General features: G+C 62.4%; 21 protein-coding genes. 8 read left to right on the forward strand and 13 right to left on the reverse strand.

What is annotated here, in order from left to right:
- The first annotated feature begins 14 nt into the window (after positions 1–14).
- Positions 15–494 carry a glycine zipper domain-containing protein gene (locus H040_RS12020; protein WP_027917609.1) on the forward strand — a complete coding sequence of 160 codons (480 nt, stop codon included), beginning with the start codon at positions 15–17 and terminating at the stop codon, positions 492–494.
- Positions 495–550: 56 nt separating this feature from the next.
- Here H040_RS12020 and H040_RS12025 read toward each other — a convergent pair whose 3' ends face one another.
- The 3 genes from H040_RS12025 to hslO form a co-directional block, all read right to left on the reverse strand.
- On the reverse strand, positions 551–991 hold the full coding sequence (locus H040_RS12025; protein ID WP_027917610.1) for an acyl-CoA thioesterase: 441 nt from the start codon (positions 989–991) through the stop codon (positions 551–553).
- 213 nt (positions 992–1,204) lie between these two features.
- The gene (locus H040_RS12030; protein WP_027917611.1) at positions 1,205–2,746 is read right to left on the reverse strand and encodes a phosphoenolpyruvate carboxykinase; all 1,542 of its coding nucleotides are present in this window, start codon (positions 2,744–2,746) and stop codon (positions 1,205–1,207) included.
- Between the two features lie 179 nt (positions 2,747–2,925).
- The gene (hslO, locus tag H040_RS12035) at positions 2,926–3,825 is read right to left on the reverse strand and encodes an Hsp33 family molecular chaperone HslO (protein ID WP_027917612.1); all 900 of its coding nucleotides are present in this window, start codon (positions 3,823–3,825) and stop codon (positions 2,926–2,928) included.
- Positions 3,826–3,933: 108 nt separating this feature from the next.
- On the opposite strand from hslO, the gene H040_RS12040 reads away from it, so the two are divergent.
- The gene (locus tag H040_RS12040; protein WP_027917613.1) at positions 3,934–4,728 is read left to right on the forward strand and encodes a phosphatase PAP2 family protein; all 795 of its coding nucleotides are present in this window, start codon (positions 3,934–3,936) and stop codon (positions 4,726–4,728) included.
- A 126-nt stretch (positions 4,729–4,854) separates the two neighbouring features.
- Here the strand turns inward: H040_RS12040 and H040_RS12045 are convergent, their stop codons facing one another.
- The gene (locus tag H040_RS12045; RefSeq protein WP_027917614.1) at positions 4,855–5,256 is read right to left on the reverse strand and encodes an RNA-binding S4 domain-containing protein; all 402 of its coding nucleotides are present in this window, start codon (positions 5,254–5,256) and stop codon (positions 4,855–4,857) included.
- Positions 5,257–5,365: 109 nt separating this feature from the next.
- Here H040_RS12045 and rimB point away from each other — a divergent pair, with 109 nt between their 5' ends.
- Together rimB and rimK are read left to right on the forward strand one after the other, a co-directional pair.
- Positions 5,366–5,848 carry a retropepsin-like aspartic endopeptidase RimB gene (gene rimB / locus H040_RS12050; RefSeq protein ID WP_027917615.1) on the forward strand — a complete coding sequence of 161 codons (483 nt, stop codon included), beginning with the start codon at positions 5,366–5,368 and terminating at the stop codon, positions 5,846–5,848.
- On the forward strand, positions 5,845–6,750 hold the full coding sequence (gene rimK / locus H040_RS12055; protein ID WP_015268602.1) for a 30S ribosomal protein S6--L-glutamate ligase: 906 nt from the start codon (positions 5,845–5,847) through the stop codon (positions 6,748–6,750). The genes rimB and rimK overlap by 4 nt, the downstream gene beginning before the upstream one ends.
- 98 nt (positions 6,751–6,848) lie before the next feature.
- On the opposite strand, the gene H040_RS12060 is transcribed toward rimK, so the two are convergent.
- Positions 6,849–8,162 (reverse strand): ATP-binding protein, encoded by a 1,314-nt coding sequence (locus H040_RS12060; protein ID WP_027917616.1) that lies wholly within the window; start codon positions 8,160–8,162, stop codon positions 6,849–6,851.
- 13 nt (positions 8,163–8,175) lie between these two features.
- Entirely contained in the window at positions 8,176–8,916 is a 741-nt protein-coding gene (gene ompR / locus H040_RS12065; RefSeq protein ID WP_012270052.1) for an osmolarity response regulator transcription factor OmpR, read from the reverse strand.
- A 217-nt stretch (positions 8,917–9,133) separates the two neighbouring features.
- On the opposite strand from ompR, the gene H040_RS12070 reads away from it, so the two are divergent.
- From H040_RS12070 to H040_RS12085, 4 genes are all read left to right on the forward strand, one after another.
- Positions 9,134–11,458, forward strand: coding sequence for a Tex family protein (locus H040_RS12070; RefSeq protein ID WP_027917617.1), 2,325 nt, complete (start codon positions 9,134–9,136; stop codon positions 11,456–11,458).
- Complete coding sequence (locus H040_RS12075; protein ID WP_050437180.1) at positions 11,458–11,841, forward strand: PaaI family thioesterase; 384 nt, start codon at positions 11,458–11,460, stop codon at positions 11,839–11,841. Before H040_RS12070 ends, H040_RS12075 begins: the two co-directional genes overlap by 1 nt.
- Before the next feature lie 154 nt (positions 11,842–11,995).
- Positions 11,996–13,573, forward strand: coding sequence for a glutamate--cysteine ligase (gene gshA, locus H040_RS12080; RefSeq protein WP_177326673.1), 1,578 nt, complete (start codon positions 11,996–11,998; stop codon positions 13,571–13,573).
- A complete protein-coding gene (locus H040_RS12085) occupies positions 13,573–14,205 on the forward strand; it encodes a TetR/AcrR family transcriptional regulator (RefSeq protein WP_027917619.1) in 633 nt (210 codons plus the stop codon). The genes gshA and H040_RS12085 overlap by 1 nt, the downstream gene beginning before the upstream one ends.
- A gap of 43 nt (positions 14,206–14,248) precedes the next feature.
- Here H040_RS12085 and H040_RS12090 read toward each other — a convergent pair whose 3' ends face one another.
- From H040_RS12090 to H040_RS12125, 7 genes are all read right to left on the reverse strand, one after another.
- Positions 14,249–14,464 carry a TOBE domain-containing protein gene (locus H040_RS12090; RefSeq protein ID WP_008095172.1) on the reverse strand — a complete coding sequence of 72 codons (216 nt, stop codon included), beginning with the start codon at positions 14,462–14,464 and terminating at the stop codon, positions 14,249–14,251.
- Positions 14,465–14,508: 44 nt separating this feature from the next.
- The gene (ssuB, locus tag H040_RS12095; RefSeq protein ID WP_027917620.1) at positions 14,509–15,321 is read right to left on the reverse strand and encodes an aliphatic sulfonates ABC transporter ATP-binding protein; all 813 of its coding nucleotides are present in this window, start codon (positions 15,319–15,321) and stop codon (positions 14,509–14,511) included.
- The gene (ssuC, locus tag H040_RS12100; protein WP_027917621.1) at positions 15,318–16,115 is read right to left on the reverse strand and encodes an aliphatic sulfonate ABC transporter permease SsuC; all 798 of its coding nucleotides are present in this window, start codon (positions 16,113–16,115) and stop codon (positions 15,318–15,320) included. Before ssuC ends, ssuB begins: the two co-directional genes overlap by 4 nt.
- 10 nt (positions 16,116–16,125) lie before the next feature.
- A complete protein-coding gene (ssuD, locus tag H040_RS12105) occupies positions 16,126–17,274 on the reverse strand; it encodes an FMNH2-dependent alkanesulfonate monooxygenase (protein ID WP_027917622.1) in 1,149 nt (382 codons plus the stop codon).
- A gap of 60 nt (positions 17,275–17,334) precedes the next feature.
- The gene (locus tag H040_RS12110; protein ID WP_027917623.1) at positions 17,335–18,300 is read right to left on the reverse strand and encodes a sulfonate ABC transporter substrate-binding protein; all 966 of its coding nucleotides are present in this window, start codon (positions 18,298–18,300) and stop codon (positions 17,335–17,337) included.
- A 567-nt stretch (positions 18,301–18,867) separates the two neighbouring features.
- Positions 18,868–19,506, reverse strand: coding sequence for a peroxiredoxin (locus H040_RS12120; protein ID WP_027917624.1), 639 nt, complete (start codon positions 19,504–19,506; stop codon positions 18,868–18,870).
- Positions 19,507–19,668: 162 nt separating this feature from the next.
- Positions 19,669–21,012, reverse strand: a complete 1,344-nt coding sequence (locus tag H040_RS12125; protein ID WP_027917625.1) for an OprD family outer membrane porin — start codon at positions 21,010–21,012, stop codon at positions 19,669–19,671.
- Positions 21,013–21,209 lie beyond the last annotated feature (197 nt).

Genomic DNA, 21,209 nt, shown 5'->3' on the forward strand with positions numbered 1-21,209 from the left:
CTGAGGCTCTCTTGATGAAGAAGTACTCCTCGATTCTGTTGTTGTCTTTCAGCTTGCTCAGCGGCGTTGCCATGGCCGGTGGCAATACCGAGGCCGGCATTGGCGGCGCATTGGGTGGGGTACTCGGCTCCGTAGTGGGCAACTCCATCGGTGGTAGCACTGGCGGTGCCATTGGCGCAGGCCTGGGCGGCGCGGCGGGCGGTGCCCTGGGTGCCGACAAGCGCCAGCGTGGTGAGGCTGCCATTGGTGGCGCACTGGGCGCTGCAGGCGGTAACGTGGTCGGTCGCTCGGTGGGCGGCACCACCGGTAGCTACATTGGTGCGGCCGCAGGTGGCGGCGCCGGTGGTGCGCTGGGTAACTACATGGGCAACAAGGCCGATGAAGACGAGCGCCATGACGACCGCCGCTACCGTCGTGACTACGATGACCGTCGCCACTACGACCGTGGCCACCACTACGGCCATCGCAAGCACAAGCGCCACTGGCGCGACTGATACCCGAGGCTCAGCCCACGGGTAAAAACAGCCCTGCCCTTACCGGCAGGGCTTTTTCATGCCTGCGGATCGAGCTGCAGTCCAGTCAGGATCACCTGCAACGCCTCAGGCAGTGGCACTGGGCTGCCACTGGCGCGCTCGATGAACACCTGCACCACCGTCCCCGCAGCGCACGCATCGGCCTCCCCTGGCCGGTAAAGCGCCAGGCGGTACTCCACCGTACTGCCTGCCAGCCGTGTCACCCCCAGCCCCACCTCCAGCACATCCGGGAAGCCCGGCAAGGCGAAGAAGTCTGCCGCCGAGCTCACCACGAAGGCCGCCAGCTCGCCATCGCGCAGGTCCAAATCCGCCTGTTCCATGAGGAAGGCCTGGATAGCGGTTTCGAAGAAGCCATGCACGGTGGCGCCAGCGATGTGGCCGTTGACATCGTTGTCCTGGGGGCGGGTAAGGATCGGGTGGAAGTGGGAGAAGGCCGTGCGGTTGGGAGATTCGCTCATCTTTTAGTCCCGTGTCTTGGAAGTGGATGCAGACAGTGAAACAGAAATTCCAGAGACGTGTCGTTTGGGCAGGCCCTTTCGCGGCTAAAGCCGCTCCCACAGGGACAGCGGTGATCTGTAGGAGCGGCTTTAGCCGCGAAGAGGACGGCACAGGCAGCCGAAAACAAAAAAGCCGCCCCAAGGGGCGGCTTTCTCGTTACAACCGGCGTCAGCTTACAGCTGTGGGCCAGCAGCCTTGATGGCGTCGGAAACTTCGAACTTCTTGAAGTTTTCGATGAACAGCTTGGCCAGGCCTTGAGCGGCCTCGTCGTAGGCCGCTTTGTCAGCCCAGGTAGCGCGTGGGTTGAGCAGCTCGGTATCGACGCCCGGAACGGCCTTCGGCACGTCCAGGTTGATGATGTCCAGGTGCTCGGTTTCAGCGCCGACCAGAGCACCGCTCTGGATGGCAGCGATCACGCCACGGGTGGTCGGGATGCTGAAGCGCTTGCCAACGCCGTAGCCACCGCCGGTCCAGCCGGTGTTGACCAGGTAAACCTTGGAGCCGAAAGCGTTGATACGCTTGATCAGCAGCTCAGCGTATTCGCCAGCCGGGCGCGGGAAGAATGGTGCGCCGAAGCAGGTGGAGAAGGTCGACTTGATGCCGCCGCCCGAACCCATTTCGGTGGAACCGACCAGCGCGGTGTAGCCGGACAGGAAGTGGTAGGCCGCCTGCTCGTTGTTCAGGATCGAAACCGGAGGCAGAACACCGGTCAGGTCGCAGGTCAGGAAGATGACTGCGTTCGGCTCGCCACCCAGGTTGGCTTCGGCGCGCTTAGCGACGTGCTCCAGCGGGTAGGCGGCGCGGCTGTTCTGGGTCAGGCTGACATCGGCGTAGTCGGCGTGCTTGTTGGCGTCGAGAACGACGTTTTCCAGCACGGCACCATGCTTGATGGCTTTCCAGATGACCGGCTCGTTCTTCTCGGACAGGTCGATGCACTTGGCATAGCAGCCGCCTTCCATGTTGAAGACAACGCCTTCGCCCCAACCGTGCTCGTCGTCACCGATCAGGTAACGGCTTTCGTCGGCCGACAGGGTGGTCTTGCCGGTGCCGGACAGGCCGAAGAACAGGGTCACATCGCCTTCTTCGCCGATGTTGGCAGCGCAGTGCATTGGCAGCACGTCGGCGGCCGGCAGCAGGAAGTTCTGCACCGAGAACATGGCTTTCTTCATTTCGCCGGCGTAGCGCATGCCAGCGATCAGCACTTTCTTGGCGGCGAAGTTGATGATCACGCAACCGTCGGAGTTGGTGCCGTCACGCTCAGGCTCGCACACGAAGTTGGCGACGTTGAGGATCTGCCACTGGTCGCGGCCAGCCGGGTTGAACTGCTCAGGGTTGATGAACAGGCAACGGCCGAACAGGTTCTGCCAGGCAGTCTGGGTGGTCATCTTCACCGGCAGGTAGTGCTCGGCAGCGGCCCCTACGTGAACGTAGGAAACGAAGTGATCCTGAGCGTTGTTGAACGCCTCGACGCGGTCCCACAGGGCATCGAACTTGTCGGCCGGAAACTTGCGGTTGATCGGGCCCCAGGCGATGGCGGCCTGGGTGGAAGGTTCTTCGACGATGAAACGGTCAGCCGGCGAGCGGCCAGTACGGTGGCCAGTTTCGACGACCAGTGCGCCAGTATCGGCTAGCACGCCTTCACCGCGTTGCAGCGCTTCTTTTACCAGCTCATCGACGCTCAGGTCGGTGTACACGGTGTTGTTGGCTTGCGTCATGAGATACCCCATCCGGCCCGAGGCCGAGTGCTCCAAACGTTTTGTAGTTGTCTCGAAAAAACTACTACAGCGAAAAAAGTGGCCGGATTATGCCAGAAACGCCCAAAAAAAGTAGGCCCCTCCTGTCAGAACCGCGCTTTCGCGCAATTCGACAGGAGATTCTCCTGAAATTAAACGTTTCAGTGGCGAGTTTCTGACGCCGCATCCGTGCCGCCGCCGGCAAACAGCTGCGCCACATCGCTGGCATCGAAGAAATAGCGCTGGTTACAGAACTGGCAATCGATTTCTACCGTACCACCGCACTCCACGACCAGCGCCTTGGCATCGTGCTCGCCCAAACTGACCAGCGCATTGCCGGAACGTTCGCGCGAGCAGCTGCACTTGAAGCGCAGCGGCTGGATATCGAACAGGCGTACCGCGTCTTCGTGATAAAGGCGGTGCAGCAGGGTTTCGTTGTCTTCCGACCACTCCTCAGGCTTGAGCGTCTTGGCCAGGGCAATGACGTGCTGCCAGCTGTCTTCGCGCTCTTCATCGTCCGGCTGGCGGTCGCGTGGCAGCTGCTGCAGCAGCAGGCCACGGGCCTTGCCGCCTTCGGCGTTGAGCCAGAAACGGGTATTGAGCTGCTGCGATTGAACGAAGTAGTTGGTGAAGCACTCCGACAGGTTGGCACCGTCCAGGTCGACAGTGCCCTGGTAGCGCTGGCCTTTGACCGGGTCGATGGTCAGGGTCAGGTGACCGTCGGGCATCAACTGCTCTAGAGTGGCACCGGCCGGGATCTGCTCCGCTTCGTAGCGGGCCATGCCCCGGATGTCGCGCTCGCCCGAGCACTCGACCATCAGCAGCGGGATCGGCCCCTCGGAACGCGCCTGCAGAATCAGCAGGCCGTCGAACTTCAGCGCGCCCACCAGCAAGGCGGTGGCAGCCATCAGTTCGCCAAGCAGTGCCTGCACCGGCTGCGGGTACTCGTGACGCGCCAGCACCGCGGCGTAGCTGTCATCGAGAGACACCCACTCGCCGCGCACATCGCGCTCGTCGAAGATGAAACGTTGGGTGAAATCTGTATCTGGCAAGTCGCTCATGGTTGTCTGGCTATCTGAAAATGATGACAAAATAATTACCGGGATTTGAAAGTCCCGTCGCAGAGCGCCCGCAAGGCACTCATTTACTGCTGGAGATCGAGGTATTTTATGGACAATCGACCACTGTTCCAAGCAAGGTGGTCCTGGGGACCCTTGGCAGCCTGCACGTTGCTGCCCATTGCCCTACTGTGTTTCTGGTTATGGCCCATTGGCCAGATCCTGTGCCTGACTTTCGACGAATGGTTATTCCACAGCCTGAATGGGCCATTGGCCGACCATACGGCCTGGCGCTACATCTGGACCGTCGGCAGCCTTCGCCCCTTCGATATCGTCGTCGGCCTGATCTTGCTGGCCGTGCTGATTCGGGGCAACTGGGTGTTCAGGGCCAGCCAGGTTCGCGAAGCCTTCTTTGGCTTTCTGGTCACGCTGCTCCTATTAGTGGTGATTCGCGCGCTGTTTTCCAAGTGGGTGGATGCAATGGGCTGGCAACATGACAGCCCATCGATGGTATTCGACAACGTGGTGCACCTCAGCAGCTACTACCCGAACCTGGAAAAGGCCTGGGAACTCAAGGACCGGTCCAGCAACAGCTTCCCTGGCGACCACGCCTCGGTGCTGCTGATCTGGGCATTGTTCATGAGCCTGTTCAGCCGCCGCCTGGTGCAACACCTGGTGGTCTGGGGCCTGGCATTCCTGTTCATGATGCCGCGGCTGGTGGCCGGGGCGCACTGGGGGCAGGACGATTACATCGGCGGCCTGCTGATGGCGGTGCTGGCGTTGGGCTGGAGTTGCCATACGCCGTTGGCGGCCAAGGGCAGTGCCTTGCTGCTGCGCTGGACGGCACCGTTGTTTGCCATTGCGAAGAAGGTGCCGTTGGTCGGACGGTTGGCGGTCATCCGCTAGAACCCAGGGGCTGCTTTGCAGCCCATCGCAGGCAAGCCAGCTCCCACAGGTATTGCGCAATTTCCAAGATTTTTGCCATTCCTGTGGGAGCTGGCTTGCCTGCGATGGGCCGCACCGCGGCCCCGGCTATTCAAAGCTCCCGTGCAATTGGTGAATCTGCCGCCGCTGCTTCTTGTTCGGCCGGCCATCGGTGGTCACCCCCATCGCCCCCGCCTTGCGCATCTCGGCCGCCTGCTCGCGGCGGCGCACGCTGTCCTCGGTCTCTTCGTACAGCGTCTGCGCCTCAGGCGCCCCGCGTCGTACCACCGACAGCGCCTTGACCACGACCGTGCGCTCATCGAACCCGGTGCGCAGCACGAATTCATCACCCACCCGCGGCTCCTTGCCCGGCTTGCAGCGCTCGCCACGGCAATGCACCTTGCCGCTTTCGATTGCCGCCTTGGCCAGTGCACGGGTCTTGTAGAACCGCGCCGCCCACAGCCATTTGTCCAGGCGGACCTTGTCGTCGTCCTCGGCTTTTTGTGCCATCTCGTTACCTCGAATTCTGTCTTTCATCGAACTGTACTACCGTAACTGACGGATGCAAAAAGTCCCCGCCGTGCTTACAGTTCACCACCTTATCCGCAGGGTGTGCTTCGTGAAGAAATTTGACCATCTGACAGTGATCGGCCTGCGCGAGTGGGTGGCCTTGCCCGACCTCGGCGTGGCGGGCCTGCGCGCCAAGATCGACACCGGCGCCAGCACCTCCAGCCTGCACGCCACCGAAGTCGAGCCGTTCGAGCGTGACGGCCAACCCTGGGTACGTTTCACCGCTCACCTCGGCTCGGTGGTGCAATTGCGCCACCGCCGCTGTGAAGCGCCGCTGGTGACCATGAAGAACATCAAGAGCTCCAACGGCCAGGCGCAGACCCGTTATGTGATCCGCACCACATTGGCCCTGGGCGACGCCGTCTGGGAAGTCGAGTTCACCCTGGCCTGTCGCAAGAACATGCGCTATCGCCTGTTGCTGGGCTCCAAGGCACTCATACACGGCCAACTGGTGGTCAACCCTGGCCTGAAATACGTACAAGACAAACCGGCCTATCCGGCCACCCTCTCCCCTGTCACAGGTGCTGCATGAAGATCGCTGTGCTGTCGCGCAATCCGCGTCTGTATTCCACCCGCCGTCTGGTCGAAGCCGGTACCCAGCGGGGCCATGAAATGGTGGTGATCGACACCCTGCGGGCCTACATGAACATCGCCAGTCACAAGCCGCAGATCCACTACCGCGGCAAACCACTGGAGGGCTTCGATGCGGTGATCCCGCGCATCGGCGCCTCAGTGACTTTCTACGGCTGCGCGGTGCTGCGTCAGTTCGAAATGATGGGCGTGTACCCGCTCAACGAATCCGTGGCGATCGCCCGTTCACGTGACAAGCTGCGTTCACTGCAATTGCTGTCTCGTCGCGGCATCGGCCTGCCGATCACCGGCTTCGCCCACTCACCGGACGACATCCCCGACCTGATCCAGATGGTCAACGGCGCACCGCTGGTGATCAAGGTACTCGAAGGCACTCAAGGTATCGGTGTGGTGCTGTGCGAGACCACCAAGGCTGCCGAGTCGGTGATCGAGGCATTCATGGGGTTGAAGCAGAACATCATGGTTCAGGAGTACATCAAGGAGGCCGGCGGTGCGGATATCCGCTGCTTCGTGGTGGGCGACAAGGTGATTGCCTCGATGAAGCGCCAGGCCAAGCCAGGGGAGTTCCGCTCCAACCTGCACCGCGGTGGGGTCGCGAGCCTGATCAAGATCACCCCCGAAGAGCGCATGACAGCCATTCGTGCGGCCAAGGTGATGGGGCTGAGCGTGGCGGGTGTGGATATCCTGCGTTCGAACCACGGGCCCTTGGTGATGGAAGTGAATTCGTCGCCTGGGCTCGAAGGCATCGAGGTGACCACGGGCAAGAACGTCGCCGGGATGATCATCGAACACCTGGAAAAGAATGGCGGGCCGAATCAGACCCGGACCAAGGGCAAAGGCTGATTCCAGCCTGCACTGGCCGCTTCGCGGCTAAAGCCGCTCCCACAGGGACCGCGCAGCACCTGTAGGAGCGGCTTTAGCCGCGAAGAGGCCGGAGAACCTCACACAGCATTGCGAGGCAGCAGCAACCCCAACGGCAGCCTTACCCGCGCCTCGATCCCGCCACCGGACCGGTTGCGCAACTCCACATTCCCGCCGTGCTGCGCCGCGATCCGCTTGACGATTGCCAGCCCCAGCCCGGTCCCCTTGCCCCCTCGGGCACGGTCACCGCGGATGAACGGGTTGAAAATGGTCTCCAGCTCAGACTCGTCGATCCCGGTACCCCGGTCCAGCACGCTCAGCACCACATAGGGCGCGCTCTCGTCACCGGACACGTAGGCAGCCACCTCGACGCCCTTGCCAGCGTGATGCAGCGCATTGCCGATAAGGTTGCCGAGCATGCGCTTGAGCGAAACCCGACGCAGCGGAAACGGGGGAATCGGCTCCAGGCAAAGGCGCACACGTTCTTCCGGCTGGTTATAGGGCGCCACCACTTCGCGCACCAGATCAGCCAGGTCAACCTCCTCGACCGGCTCGTCCCGCCCATCGCGAATGAACGCGAGGAACTGGTCGAGAATCGCGTCCATGTCCTCGATATCGCGGACCATGTCGTCACTCAGCTCGCTGTCGCTGTTCAGCAACGACAACGACAAGCGCAGCCGCGTGAGCGGCGTACGCAGGTCATGGGAAACCCCCGCCAGCATTAACTCACGCTCACGGCCGGCCTGTTCGACATCTTCGGCCATCTGGTTGAACGCGCGATAGACCTCGGTCATCTCGCTGGGCGTGTCGCTGATTGGCAACCGCACGCTGCGCCCCTGACCCACCTGCCGGGCGGCGAATACCAGGCGCTTCAAGGGTTGGTTAAGTTGACGCACGAAGATCCAGGCCGAGGCGGTCGACAACAGGCCGATGGCCAGGAACCAGCCGAGCACGTTCCAGATCTTCTGCCCACGCAGCGGGTGCGGGTACAACGGCACCTTCAGCCAGCCCGGGCCCAGGCTCGGTGCGTTCACCCACAGCGCTGGCGGCGCATGGATACGCAGGCGCACTTCGGTATCGTCACCCAGCTCGGCCTGCATCTGCCGCTGGTAGATCTCGCTGTATGGCCAGTGCTGTTCGCCCTCAGGAACGCCGGAACCGGTGACCCGGATCAGCCCCGCGGCTTCGGCGATCTTGTCCCGGTTCTCTTCATCTGCCGCCCAATAGGCGCGCAGGGTCAGGGCCACACCGTGGCTGTACTGCCGATCGACCAGCACGTCCTCGTTCATCAGCAGGTAGACCAGCGTCAGTGCCTTGGAGAACAGAACAACGATCAGCACCAGCCACAACGTGCGGGCGAAGAAGCTTTGCGGAAACCAGAGCGGTGTTTTCATCGACGACGAAGCATCATTTGCCGGCGTTTCCGTCTGGTACGAACACGTAACCTACACCCCATACCGTCTGGATATAGCGAGGCTTGGACGGATCCGGCTCGATCATGCGGCGCAGACGCGAAATCTGCACGTCGATGGAACGCTCCAGGGCATCCCACTCGCGGCCGCGGGCCAGGTTCATCAGCTTGTCGCGCGTCAGCGGCTCACGGGCGTGCATCACCAGTGCCTTGAGCACGGCGAACTCGCCGGTGGTGAGCATGTGCACTTCGTCGCCACGCTTGAGTTCGCGAGTGGCCAGCGACAGCTCGTAGTCACCGAAAGTGACCGACTCGTCCTCGCTCCCCGGGGCACCCGGCACGCTCGGCGCTTGGCGGCGCAGCACGGCCTTGACCCGCGCCATCAGTTCGTCCGGGTTGAATGGCTTACCCAGGTAATCGTCGGCACCCAGCTCCAGGCCCTTGATGCGGCTGAGCTCGTCACCCTTGGCAGTGAGCATGATGATCGGGATCTGGTTGTTCTGCTGACGCAGGCGCTTGCACGCGGACAGGCCGTCCTCGCCCGGCAGCATCAGGTCGAGCACCACCAGGTTGAACACCTCGCGCTGCAGCAGGCGGTCCATCTGTTCGGTGTTGGGCACCGCACGGGCGCGGTAGCCCTTGCTGGTGAAGAAACGTTCCAGCAGGCTGCTGAGCCCCGGATCGTCGTCGACGATGAGAATCTTGTCACCTTCAGCGGTGTTTGGGGTGCCGGTCATGAATAACTCCTCTGATTTCGCCGCGCATTATGGCGTAGCCATTGCTGCACGTTGCGTGAGCATTGTTAGCAGATTTTTCCCCGGGCGCCAGTTCCGGCTGGCCGGGCGCCATCACCGCAAGCCGTTTGCGATGGGTATAATGCGCGGCTTTCATCCAGCGCCATCGGGCCGAAGGCCCACCGGCGACCCCCGTATTCATAAATGTCAGGTGGTTTACATGGACAGCATCAACAGCCGTATCGCCGAGGAACTGGGCGTACGCCCTCAGCAGGTCGAGGCGGCCGTGGGCCTGTTGGACGAAGGCTCGACCGTGCCCTTCATCGCCCGTTACCGCAAGGAAGTGACCGGTAGCCTCGACGACACCCAGCTGCGCCACCTGGAAGAGCGCCTGCGCTACCTGCGCGAACTCGACGAGCGCCGCGCCAGCATCCTGTCCAGCATCGAGGAACAGGGCAAACTGACGCCGGAACTGGCCCGCGAAATCAAGCTGGCCGACACCAAGACCCGCCTCGAAGACCTCTACCTGCCGTACAAGCAGAAGCGCCGTACCAAGGGCCAGATCGCCCTGGAAGCCGGCCTCGGCGAACTGGCCGACGGCCTGTTCAACGACCCGAACCTCGCTCCGGAAACCGAGGCAGCACGTTTTGTCGATGCCGAAAAAGGCGTAGCCGACGTCAAGGCCGCGCTGGAAGGCGCCAAGTACATCCTCATGGAGCGCTTCGCCGAAGACGCTGCGCTGCTCGACAAGCTGCGCAACTTCCTCAAGCAGGAGGCGGTGCTCAGCGCCCGCGTGGTGGCCGGCAAGGAAGAAGAAGGCGCCAAGTTCCGCGACTACTTCGCCCATGACGAACTGCTGCGCACTGCCCCCTCGCACCGTGCCCTGGCCATCTTCCGCGGGCGCAACGAAGGCGTGCTGAGCGCCTCGCTCAAGGTCGGTGAAGAGCTGCCCGGCACCCTGCACCCGTGCGAACTGATGATCGGCAACCACGTCGGCATCGAAAACCGCAGCCGCCCGGCAGACAAATGGTTGGGCGAAGTGGTGCGCTGGACCTGGAAGGTCAAGCTCTACACCCACCTGGAAACCGACCTGTTCGGCGAGCTGCGCGACAATGCCGAAGGCGAGGCGATCAACGTCTTCGCCCATAACCTGCACGACCTGCTGCTGGCCGCACCGGCCGGTCCGCGTGCCACCCTGGGCTTCGACCCGGGCCTGCGCACCGGCTGCAAGATCGCCGTGGTCGATGCCACCGGCAAGCTGCTGGACCACACCACGGTCTACCCGCACGCACCGAAGAACGACTGGGACCGCACCATTTCCATCATGGCCGCCCTGTGTGCCAAGCACTCGGTGGAGCTGATCGCCATCGGCAACGGCACCGCCAGCCGCGAGAGCGACAAGCTGGTGGCCGAGCTGGTCAAGAAATACCCGGCACTGAAGATCACCAAGATCATGGTCTCCGAGGCAGGCGCTTCGGTGTACTCGGCGTCGGAGCTGGCCGCCCGTGAGTTCCCGGACCTGGACGTGTCGATCCGTGGCGCCGTATCGATCGCCCGCCGCCTGCAGGACCCGCTGGCCGAACTGGTGAAGATCGACCCGAAATCCATCGGTGTCGGCCAGTACCAGCACGACGTTTCGCAAATCAAACTGGCCCGCGGCCTGGACGCCGTGGTCGAGGACTGCGTGAACGCCGTGGGCGTCGACGTCAACACCGCGTCAGTGGCGCTGCTGACGCGCATTTCCGGCCTTAATGCCACCCTGGCCCAGAACATCGTCGCCCACCGCGACGCCAACGGCCCGTTCGCTACCCGTGCAGCACTGAAGAAGGTCAGCCGCCTGGGCGAAAAAACCTTCGAGCAGGCCGCCGGCTTCCTGCGCGTGATGAACGGCGACAACCCGCTTGACGCCTCTGCCGTGCACCCTGAGGCGTACCCGCTGGTGCAGCGCATTGCGGCTGACACCGACCGTGACATCCGCTCGCTGATTGGTGACAGCGGCTTCCTCAAGCGCCTGGACCCGAAGAAATTCACCGACGAGACCTTCGGCCTGCCAACCGTCACCGACATCCTGCAAGAGCTGGACAAGCCCGGCCGCGACCCTCGCCCTGAGTTCAAGACCGCTACCTTCCAGGACGGCGTCGAGGACCTCAAGGACCTGGAACCCGGCATGATCCTCGAAGGCGTGGTGACCAATGTCACCAACTTCGGTGCCTTCGTCGACATCGGCGTGCACCAGGACGGCCTGGTGCACATCTCGGCGCTGTCGGAAAAGTTCATCAAGGACCCACGCGAAGCGGTCAAGGCCGGCGATGTGGTCAAGGTCAAGGTCATGGAAGTGGACATCCCGCGCAAGCGGGTCGGCCTGTCCATGCGCATGAGCGACACCCCGGGCGAAAAGGTCGATGGCAACCGCGGCGGCAACCGTGGCAATGGCGGCAACCGTCAGCAGCAGGCGCCACGTCAGCGTGAAACCGCCACTGCCGCCCCGGCCAACAACGCCATGGCCGCACTGTTCGCCAACGCCAAGACGCTGAAGAAGAAGTGATGGACATTCCCAAGGAATTGCTCGAAAGCGCCTATAGCCAGCTCCTTGGCTGCCGCGTGCAACGCCTGGACACAGGTGTGGCCGAGGTGGCCCTGGCGCTGGAGCCGCATCTGCGCAACCGTGGCCAGAAGCTGCACGGCGGGGCCATCTTCAGCCTGGTGGACATCGCCATGGGCCTGGCCTGCTCGGCCAGCCATGGTTTCGACCAGCAGAGCGTGACCATCGAATGCAAGATCAACTACCTGCGCGCCGTCAGCGACGGGGAGGTGCTGTGCACGGCCCGTGTACTGCATGCCGGGCGCCGCACCCTGGTGGTCGACGCCGACGTCGTTCAAGGCGACAAACTGGTGGCGAAAGCGCAAGGAACCTTCGCGGTTCTCTAGCTCACCAAGGGGTATCTGCGGTATTTTTCGGCAGTGCGCTGGCACTGCCGGAACCGCGTAAACCAGGCGACAACGCCAGTTCCTTTCCTCCTACCCTTGTAGACCGTCTTTGCTACCCCCATATTGGGGCGACTGACGCGTGAAGGAATACATCTTGAGCGACCTCCTCAACCGCCGCCTGAGCCTGCTCGGCGCCAATCTCCCCCTGCTCAAGCAGTGCCTGCACGGCATTGAGCGTGAATGCCTGCGCGTGACCGACGAAGGTCGCCTGGCCCAGACCCCGCACCCGGAAGCACTGGGTTCGGCGCTGACCAACGAGCAGATCACCACCGATTATTCCGAGTCGCTGCTGGAGTTCATCACCCCGGCCCTGGCCGACCCGGCCAAGGTGCTCGAAAGCCTCGAACAGACCCACCGCTTCGTCTACAGCAAGCTCGGCGACGAATACCTGTGGAGCCCGTCGATGCCTTGCACGCTCCCGGCCGAGGAGGACATCCCGATCGCCGAGTACGGCACCTCGAACATCGGCAAACTCAAGCACGTCTACCGCAAGGGCCTGGCCCTGCGTTACGGCCGCACCATGCAGTGCATCGCCGGCATTCATTACAACTTCTCGCTGCCTGAGGCACTGTGGCCACTGCTGCGCGATGCCGAAGGCGGCGAGGAAAGCGACCGCGACTACCAGTCCTCGGCGTACATTGCGCTAATCCGCAACTTCCGCCGCTACAGCTGGCTGCTGATGTACCTGTTCGGTGCCTCGCCGGCGCTGGACAAGGGCTTCCTGCGTGGCCGCCCGCATCAGCTCGAAGAGCTGGATGCCGAAACCCTCTACCTGCCCTACGCCACCAGCCTGCGCATGAGCGACCTGGGCTACCAGAGCAACGCTCAGGCCGGCCTGACGCCTTGCTACAACAACCTCGCCAGCTACACCGACAGCCTGCGCAAGGCGGTGGGCACGCCTTACCCGCCCTATGTCGAGGTCGGTACGCACGTGGATGGCGAATGGGTGCAGTTGAACACCAACATCCTGCAGATCGAGAACGAGTACTACTCGAACATCCGCCCGAAACGCGTCACCTACACCGGCGAGCGGCCGATCCAGGCACTGACCTCGCGTGGCGTGCAGTACGTGGAAGTGCGCTGCCTGGACATCAACCCGTTGCTGCCGGTGGGCATCGACCTGACCGAGGCGCGCTTCCTCGACGCGTTCCTGCTGTTCTGCGCCCTCGAAGATAGCCCGCAGCTGGACAACGGCGAATGCGGCCAGTGCACCAACAACTTCCTCACCGTGGTCAAGGAAGGCCGCCGTCCGGGCCTTGAGCTGCACCGCAACGGCCAGCCTGTCGGCCTGCGTGAGTGGGCCAGCGAGCTGATCGAGCGCATCGGCCAGTTGGCCGGGCTGCTCGACCAGGCTCAGGGCAGTGACGATCACGCCAAGGCCCTGGCTGCACAACAGGCCAAGGTCGACGACGCCTCGCTGACCCCGTCGGCCCAGGTGCTGGCACGCATGACCGAGCATGACGAAACCTTCGTCCAGTTCTCCCTGCGCCAAAGCCGCCTGCACGCCGAGGCATTCCGCGAGCAACCGCTGTCGGCCGAGCAGCAACTGGCCTTCGAGACCCTGGCTCGCGAGTCGCTGGCCAAGCAGTCCGAGCTGGAACAAGAAGAAGTCGGCGACTTCGACCTGTTCGTCGGCGCTTACCAGGCCAGCATTCTGGCGATCAGCAACTGATGAATCGCACTGCCACCCAGCGCAAGCCGCGCGCCAGCAGCCAGGCCAGGATCGAGGCGATCCTGGTCGCTGCACGTGAGCTGCTGGCAGAACAAGGGGTGGCGGGGTTGTCGATCTACAGCGTGGCCGAGCGGGCGCAGATCCCGCCGTCGTCGGTGTATCACTTCTTTGCCAGCGTTCCAGCACTGCTCGAAGCACTGACTGCCGACGTACACCGGGCGTTCCGCGAGGCACTCAGCGCCCCGATAGACAGCAGTGCGCTAACGACCTGGCATGAGCTTTCGCGGTTGATCGAGCAACGCATGCTCGATATCTACAACGGGGATGCCGCGGCGCGGCAATTGATTCTGGCCCAGCATGGGCTCAGCGAAGTGGTACAGGCCGACCGGCAGCACGACATGGAACTGGGCGACCTGATGCACAAGTTGTTCGACCAGCATTTCCACCTACCGGTGATGCCGGAGGATGTGGATGTGTTTGCCTTGGCGATGGAGCTGAGTGACCGGGTGTATGCGCGCTCGGTGCAATTGCACGAAGCGATCACACCGCGCATGGCCGAAGAAGGCAAGCGGGTGTTCGAAGCCTATCTGGGGCTTTATCTGCCGCCGTTTCTGGCCAAGCGTACGCGCTGAAAGTATTGGGGCCGCGTTGCGGCCCCGATATCAAGCAACAACATCACAGCTTGGCAATGGACACTTCAGTCGACTTCACGAAGGCAATTACTTCGCTGCCCACCTGCAGTTCCAGCTCTTTGACGGAGCGGGTGGTGATCACCGAGGTGACGATACCGGAGGCAGTCTGCACGTCGATTTCCGACAGTACCGGGCCTTCGAGGATTTCTTTCACGGTGCCTTTGAACTGGTTGCGAACGTTGATGGCTTTGATGGTCATGGCTTGATTCCTTCTCTTTGGCTTCAGTCTGGTAAGTGAGTCATTCAGTGCGCCCAACGCAGCTGCGTGGGCAAAGGGGCTACAGGGTCCGGCTCGGGCGCGGCGCCCGGGGCCGACAGAACACGGTTGAGCACTTCGCTTTCCAGCGCGGCCAGGCGGTGCGAACCGCGCGCTCTGGGCCGTGCCAGGTCGACAGTGAGGTCCAGGCCGACTTCGCCGTCCTCGATCAGGATCACCCGATCAGCGACGGCCACCGCTTCGTTGACGTCGTGGGTGACCAGCAGGACGGTAAAACCGTGCTGACGCCACAGACGTTCGATCAGTTGCTGCATCTCGATGCGGGTCAGCGCATCCAGCGCACCCAGCGGCTCATCCAGCAGCAGCAGGCGTGGTTGGTGAATCAAGGCGCGGGCCAGGGCCACACGCTGTTTCTGGCCGCCGGACAAGGCCGCCGGCCATTCATTGGCGCGATCGGCCAGGCCGACCGCCTCCAGGGCATCCAGCGCACGTTGGCGCCAGTCACCACGCAGGCCCAGGCCGACGTTGTCGATCACCTTCTTCCAAGGCAGCAGGCGCGCATCCTGGAACATCAGACGGGTCTCTTCGCGGGCCTCGCTCAGTGGCGCGGCACCGGCCAGCAGCTCGCCAGAGGTTGCCTGATCGAGCCCGGCCAGCAGGCGCAGCAAGGTGCTCTTGCCGCAGCCGCTGCGGCCAACGATGGCGACGAACTGGCCAGCCGGGATATGCAGGTCGATGCCTTTCAACACTTCCCGTTGGCCGAAGGCCTTGCGCAGGCCGTTGGCGGCCAACGGGATGCCACGCAACAGGCGTGGCGGCTGTTCCTTGAGCACGGTCATGCCCCCTCCTTCCTGGCCACTTGATAGGCCGGGTGCCAGCGCAACCAGACACGTTCCAGGCCGCGGGCGGCGAGGTCGGCGAGTTTGCCGAGCACGGCGTACAGGACGATGGCCAGCACCACTACGTCGGTCTGCAGGAATTCACGTGCGTTCATGGCCAGGTAACCGATGCCGGCGTTGGCAGAAATGGTCTCGGCAACGATCAGCGTCAGCCACATGAACCCCAGCGCAAAGCGCACCCCGACCAGAATCGATGGCAGCGCACCGGGCAGGATCACCTGGCGGAACAGGCCGAAGCCGGACAGGCCGTAGCTGCGGGCCATTTCCACCAGCGCCGGGTCAACATTGCGAATACCGTGGTAGGTGTTCAGGTAGATCGGGAACAACGTACCCAGCGCGACCAAGAAGATCTTTGCCGACTCGTCGATGCCGAACCACAGGATCACCAAGGGGATCAGCGCCAGGTGCGGCACGTTGCGGATCATCTGCACCGAGCTGTCGAGCAGGCGTTCGCCCCAGTTCGACAGGCCGGTGATGAAACCCAGCACCAGGCCGATGCTGCCGCCGATAACGAAGCCCAGCCCGGCCCGCCAGCCACTGATGGCCAGATGGGTCCAGATTTCACCGCTGCGTACCAGCTCGACACCGGCGCTGACGACTGCGCTGGGCGCAGGCAGGATGCGGGTCGACAGCCAGCCGGCACTGACCGCCAGTTGCCAGGCCGCCAGCAGCAGCACTGGCAAGGCCCACGGTGCCAGGCGCTGGCTCAGGGTGGTGGAGGTTGCACGACTCATGGCTCGGCCCTCAGCTCTGCGCGACGGACTTGGGCAGGATGTCGTTGGCGACCATTTCGCCGAACGGGCTCACATAGCCACCGCTCTTGGCCTGCTCAGGGCGTTGCACATCGAGATGCGGGAACAGCAGTTCGGCGACGCGGTACGACTCCTCCAGGTGCGGGTAACCGGAGAAGATGAAGGTATCGATGCCCAGGTCGGCATACTCTTTCACCCGCGCAGCCACAGTCGGGCCATCGCCAACCAGCGCAGTACCGGCGCCGCCACGCACCAGGCCGACACCGGCCCAGAGGTTGGGGCTGACTTCCAGCTTGTCGCGGTTGCCGTTGTGCAGGGCAGCCATGCGTTGCTGGCCGACCGAGTCGAAGCGCGCCAGCGAGGCCTGGGCACGGGCGATGGTGTCGTCGTCCAGGTGCGAAATCAGTTTGTCGGCGGCGGCCCAGGCCTCTTCGTTGGTTTCGCGCACAATCACGTGCAGGCGGATGCCGAAGCGTACTTCGCGGCCCTGGGCTGCGGCTTTCTCACGCACCTGGGCAATCTTCTCGGCAACGGCGCTTGGCGGCTCGCCCCAGGTCAGGTACAGCTCGACCTGCTCGGCCGCGAGGTCCTGGGCCGCTTCCGACGAGCCACCGAAGTACAGCGGCGGGCGCGGTTGCTGGATCGGCGGGTAGAGCAGTTTGGCGCCCTTCACCTGGATATGCTTGCCGTCGTAATCGACGGTTTCGCCTTCCAGCACCTTGCGCCAGATGCGGGTGAACTCGACCGAGGCTTCGTAGCGCTCCTGATGGTTCAGGTGCAGGCCGTCACCCGCCAATTCGTCCGGGTCGCCACCAGTCACCAGGTTGAACAGCGCACGGCCGTTTGACAGGCGGTCGAGGGTCGCGGCCTGGCGTGCGGCCACGGTCGGCGAAATGATGCCTGGGCGCAGGGCCACCAGAAACTTCAGGCGCTGGGTTACCGGGATCAGCGACGCTGCCACCAGCCAGGAGTCCTCGCAGGAGCGCCCGGTAGGGATCAACACACCCCCGAAACCAAGGCGGTCGGCAGCCTGGGCGATCTGCTGCAGGTAACCGTGATCGACCGCGCGGGCGCCGTCGGAAGTGCCCAGGTACTTGCCGTCACCGTGGGTAGGGAGGAACCAGAAAATATTAAGGCTCATTGGAGTTGTCTCCTCAAGGGTGGCTCAAGCCGGGGCGACGCCCCGGCGCAGGCGAATCAATCAAGGCGCTGTGGCGACCTTGGCCGGGGGTGTCCAGATCACATCCTTGATGCTCAGCGGCTTGGGAATCAGCTTGAGCGCCTGGAAGGTGTCGGCGATCTTCTGTTGTGCGGCCACCACTTGCGGGGTGAGCGGCTGGGCGCCATAGCCTTGGCGTTTCACCGAGGTCAGGGTGATGTCGGCGGGCAGGCCGAGCAGTGGCGCGACCTGGTCGGTGACCTCCTGCGGGTTGGCCTGGGACCACTTGCCCACGGCGCGCACTTCGTCGATCAGGGTGCTGATCACCGCAGGGTGCTGGGTGGCGTAGTTGCGGGTGGCGAGGTAGAACTGGTGGTTGTCGACCAGGTCCTTGCCATCACGCAGGGTACGGGCCTGCAGCTGCTGCTCGGCGGCAGCCTGGTACGGGTCCCAGATCACCCAGGCATCGACACTGCCACGCTCGAAGGCGGCGCGGGCGTCAGCAGGTGGCAGGTAGACGGGCTGGATGTCGCTGTACTTGAGACCGGCATCTTCCAGGGCGCGGACCAGCAGGTAGTAAACGTTGGAGCCTTTGTTGAGGGCGACTTTCTTGCCTTTGAGTTCTTTCACCGACTGGATCGGCGAGCCTTTCGGCACGAGGATCGCTTCGCTGTGCGGCGCGGGTGGCTCGTAGGCCACGTAAAGCAGATCAGCGCCAGCGGCCTGGGCGAACACCGGTGGTGTCTCGCCGGTGACGCCGAAGTCGATCGAGCCGACGTTCAGCCCTTCGAGCAGCTGCGGGCCGCCGGGGAACTCGGTCCACTGCACTTGCACGCCCTGCTCGGCCAGGCGCTTCTCCAGCGTGCCCTTGGCCTTGAGCAGCACCAGGGTGCCGTATTTCTGGTAACCGATACGCAGGCTCTCGGCCTGGGCTTGGGTGATGGCGCCGAAGGATACAGCCGCCGCAAACAGGGCGACCAGACCACGACGCAAGAAGACTGTGCGCATGGCGCTCTCCTGTGCGATTGAGGTTCGGGTTGCACCTGCTTGCCTCGTTGACGGGCGAGTAAGGTGGTGGAGCGATGGCTCGGCCGGTCAGTGGTTTCGGCGTTGCCTTGTGTTCTGTTGAGGTGACATTAACAGGGCATACATATATCTAGAAATCATATTTTTTCATTTGTTTATTCCATTTGAACCTTACGCCGTGACGCTTTCATCGCCCGCAAGATCGAGCGCCGCCCGCGCGGCGCATCGCGGATGAATCCGCTCCTACATCTGTTTCGGGCCAGTTATTCCTGCGCCATTGGCGCGCGCACACTTGGCGCATGGCAGGAGATAGGTGAAGCGGCAGCAGCGACACCAATCGATTCGAATGGAACAAACAAGGCGGACAGCGGTGACCTCACAGGATGGACGGGCCCGAAACGGACGTAGGAGCGGATTTATCCGCGATGCGCCGCGCGGGCGGCGCTCGATCTCACTGGCGCTACACATGCCCAGGCAAACATAAAAAAGGGCCGTCGAAACGGCCCGAAAATCCCTGCTATGGCTAAGAGCAATGCAACGAGGAATTCATCAACGGTTAGGTTGCGGGGTCAGCCGCAGATAGGGTTTCACCGCCCGATAACCCTTCGGGAAGCGCTGCTTGATCTCGTCTTCGTCCTTCAGCGAAGGCACGATCACCACCTCGTCGCCGTCCTGCCAGTTGCCTGGCGTGGCGACCTTGTGGTTGTCGGTGAGCTGCAGCGAGTCGATCACCCGCAGGATCTCGTTGAAGTTGCGCCCGGTACTGGCCGGATAGGTGATGGTCAGGCGCACCTTCTTGTTCGGGTCGATGACGAACAGCGAGCGCACGGTGAGGGTGTCGCTGGCATTGGGGTGAATCAGGTCATACAGGTCCGACACCTTGCGGTCGGCGTCGGCGATGATCGGGAAGTTGACCACGGTGTTCTGGGTCTCGTTGATGTCCTCGATCCACTTGTGGTGCGAGTCGACCGGGTCGACCGAAAGGGCGATGGCCTTCACGCCGCGCTTGGCGAAGTCTTCCTTGAGCTTGGCGGTCAGGCCCAGTTCGGTGGTGCACACCGGGGTGAAGTCCGCCGGGTGGGAGAACAGCACACCCCAGCTGCTGCCCAGCCATTCGTGGAAGCGGATCTTGCCTTCACTGGATTCCTGCTCGAAGTCCGGGGCGATGTCGCCGAGTTTGAGGCTCATGGGGTGCGGCTCCTGTGCTGTGTTCTGGCTGATGGGTTCAATGTGCCTGCAATCGATGAGAAACAAAAAGAATAAATAATGATTTATTTATAACTTTTCAGCATACGAAATGACGGCCACAAAAAAGCCTCGCACTAGGCGAGGCTTCTGTGGAGCTACGGCTTACAGGAAGCTGTAAGTGTAGTTCACGATGAAGCGAGCCTGATCCTGGTCTTTGGTGAACTCGCTGGTCGAGCCACCGCTACCACGGTAGACACCTTGACGCAGGCTGAAGCCCAAGCCTTTGAGGGTGCCTTCCTGGATGGTGTAATCGATACGGGCGTCACGCTCCCACTCATTGTAGGTGCCGTGGCCAGAACGGTAGCGAATGTCGTCACCACGCAGGTAGGAAACAGAGGCCTTCAAACCAGGAACACCCAGACCGGCAAAGTCATAGGAGTACTGGCCGAAGTTGGTGTTCTCACCAGCACGAGCGAACTGATTGATCATGCTATCAGTGAAGAGATAGAAGCTCGAACCACCCGCACCTTCGGAGCTGCCGTTGTCATTAACCAAGCTACCTTGGTTCAGCCATACGAAGCCGCCGTCATCACCTACCTGCTGGCGACCAACCAGGAAGGAGTGGCCACCCAAGGTGTAGGTGAACATTGCCGACCAGGTTTTGTTGTCGATTTCGCCAGTGTTCTTGGCGTAGCCGCCGTTGTTGTTGAAGTTGTAGGTGCTGTCGTTGCCATTCTTGCCGTCACTGCTGCTGTCGAAATAGCGCAGGTCAGTCTTAAACGACTGGTTGTCCGAGATTTTGAAGACGTGAGTAGCACCCAGGAAGTGCTGCTTGTAGAAGTCTTCCAGATTCGAGTAGTAGTACTGCAGGGTGAGGTCTGGAGTCAGCTTGTAGTCCAGGCCACCGTAGCGGAACTTGTTGCTTTCTGCAGTAGCGCCAGCAACCGACAGACCGGTGCGGTTGCTCGAAGCACGACCCATGGCGTGGGTCAATTGACCGGCGTTGACGGTCAGGTTGTCGATTTCCTTCGACTGGATGGTGCCACCTTCGAAGGTCTGCGGCAGCAGACGGCCATCGTTGGAGACCAGAATCGGCAGGTTTGGCGCCAAGGCGCTACCATAATGAACTTCAGTCTTCGAGAAGCGCGCTTTGGCGTTCGCACCGAGGCGAGCCCATTGGCTCTCTGCCGACTTATCATGAGCGCTAGGGAAGAAGCTGCTGTTATCAGGGTGCTTGCCTTTACCACCATCGAGGTGGATGCCCCACAGCGCCTGAGCGTCAACACCGAAGCCAACAGTACCCTGAGTGAAACCAGAGATGTAGTCGAGCTTGAAGCCCTGACCCGACTCGCGGTTGTCGTTCACGCCACCCTCACGGGTATCGTTGTTGAAATACATGGTACGCGAGCTCAACGCCAGTTTGCTGTCTTCAACGAAACCGGCGGCACCTGCTGCTTGGGCGAAAACCCCCACTGCCACGGCCAGAGCCAGGCTGGACTTGTACATGTTTTGCTCCTCTACGTTCTAATTCTTGTGTATCTCTGGCGGCAGGATCTGTTGCCCCGCTCTACCGTGGATGGGCGATTAGCCCCAAAGCGTGACCATTAAGTCAATCGTTTCTAAACGTTTCTCGACTTTGGTCTAAGACGCCCCCTGCGCTACAGGATAATGACAATCCTATAAATCCAAAATGACCGTCTTAT

The organism is Pseudomonas sp. URMO17WK12:I7, from assembly GCF_003269045.1.
In the GTDB taxonomy this organism is placed as follows: Bacteria; Pseudomonadota; Gammaproteobacteria; order Pseudomonadales; family Pseudomonadaceae; genus Aquipseudomonas; species Aquipseudomonas putida_J.

Excerpts from the sequence above, each read along its gene's own strand:
- rimK (WP_015268602.1), top strand. The coding sequence starts at position 5,845 with ATGAAGATCGCTGTGCTGTCGCGCAATCCGCGTCTGTATTCCACCCGC.
- ompR (WP_012270052.1), bottom strand. The coding sequence starts at position 8,916 with ATGACCGGCACCCCAAACACCGCTGAAGGTGACAAGATTCTCATCGTC.
- H040_RS12025 (WP_027917610.1), bottom strand. The coding sequence starts at position 991 with ATGAGCGAATCTCCCAACCGCACGGCCTTCTCCCACTTCCACCCGATC.
- H040_RS12020 (WP_027917609.1), top strand. The coding sequence starts at position 15 with ATGAAGAAGTACTCCTCGATTCTGTTGTTGTCTTTCAGCTTGCTCAGC.
- H040_RS12060 (WP_027917616.1), bottom strand. The coding sequence starts at position 8,162 with ATGAAAACACCGCTCTGGTTTCCGCAAAGCTTCTTCGCCCGCACGTTG.
- H040_RS12045 (WP_027917614.1), bottom strand. The coding sequence starts at position 5,256 with ATGGCACAAAAAGCCGAGGACGACGACAAGGTCCGCCTGGACAAATGG.
- H040_RS12040 (WP_027917613.1), top strand. The coding sequence starts at position 3,934 with ATGGACAATCGACCACTGTTCCAAGCAAGGTGGTCCTGGGGACCCTTG.
- H040_RS12075 (WP_050437180.1), top strand. The coding sequence starts at position 11,458 with ATGGACATTCCCAAGGAATTGCTCGAAAGCGCCTATAGCCAGCTCCTT.
- H040_RS12125 (WP_027917625.1), bottom strand. The coding sequence starts at position 21,012 with ATGTACAAGTCCAGCCTGGCTCTGGCCGTGGCAGTGGGGGTTTTCGCC.
- H040_RS12070 (WP_027917617.1), top strand. The coding sequence starts at position 9,134 with ATGGACAGCATCAACAGCCGTATCGCCGAGGAACTGGGCGTACGCCCT.
- hslO (WP_027917612.1), bottom strand. The coding sequence starts at position 3,825 with ATGAGCGACTTGCCAGATACAGATTTCACCCAACGTTTCATCTTCGAC.
- ssuC (WP_027917621.1), bottom strand. The coding sequence starts at position 16,115 with ATGAGTCGTGCAACCTCCACCACCCTGAGCCAGCGCCTGGCACCGTGG.
- H040_RS12090 (WP_008095172.1), bottom strand. The coding sequence starts at position 14,464 with ATGACCATCAAAGCCATCAACGTTCGCAACCAGTTCAAAGGCACCGTG.
- H040_RS12030 (WP_027917611.1), bottom strand. The coding sequence starts at position 2,746 with ATGACGCAAGCCAACAACACCGTGTACACCGACCTGAGCGTCGATGAG.
- H040_RS12110 (WP_027917623.1), bottom strand. The coding sequence starts at position 18,300 with ATGCGCACAGTCTTCTTGCGTCGTGGTCTGGTCGCCCTGTTTGCGGCG.
- H040_RS12085 (WP_027917619.1), top strand. The coding sequence starts at position 13,573 with ATGAATCGCACTGCCACCCAGCGCAAGCCGCGCGCCAGCAGCCAGGCC.
- ssuD (WP_027917622.1), bottom strand. The coding sequence starts at position 17,274 with ATGAGCCTTAATATTTTCTGGTTCCTCCCTACCCACGGTGACGGCAAG.
- ssuB (WP_027917620.1), bottom strand. The coding sequence starts at position 15,321 with ATGACCGTGCTCAAGGAACAGCCGCCACGCCTGTTGCGTGGCATCCCG.
- H040_RS12120 (WP_027917624.1), bottom strand. The coding sequence starts at position 19,506 with ATGAGCCTCAAACTCGGCGACATCGCCCCGGACTTCGAGCAGGAATCC.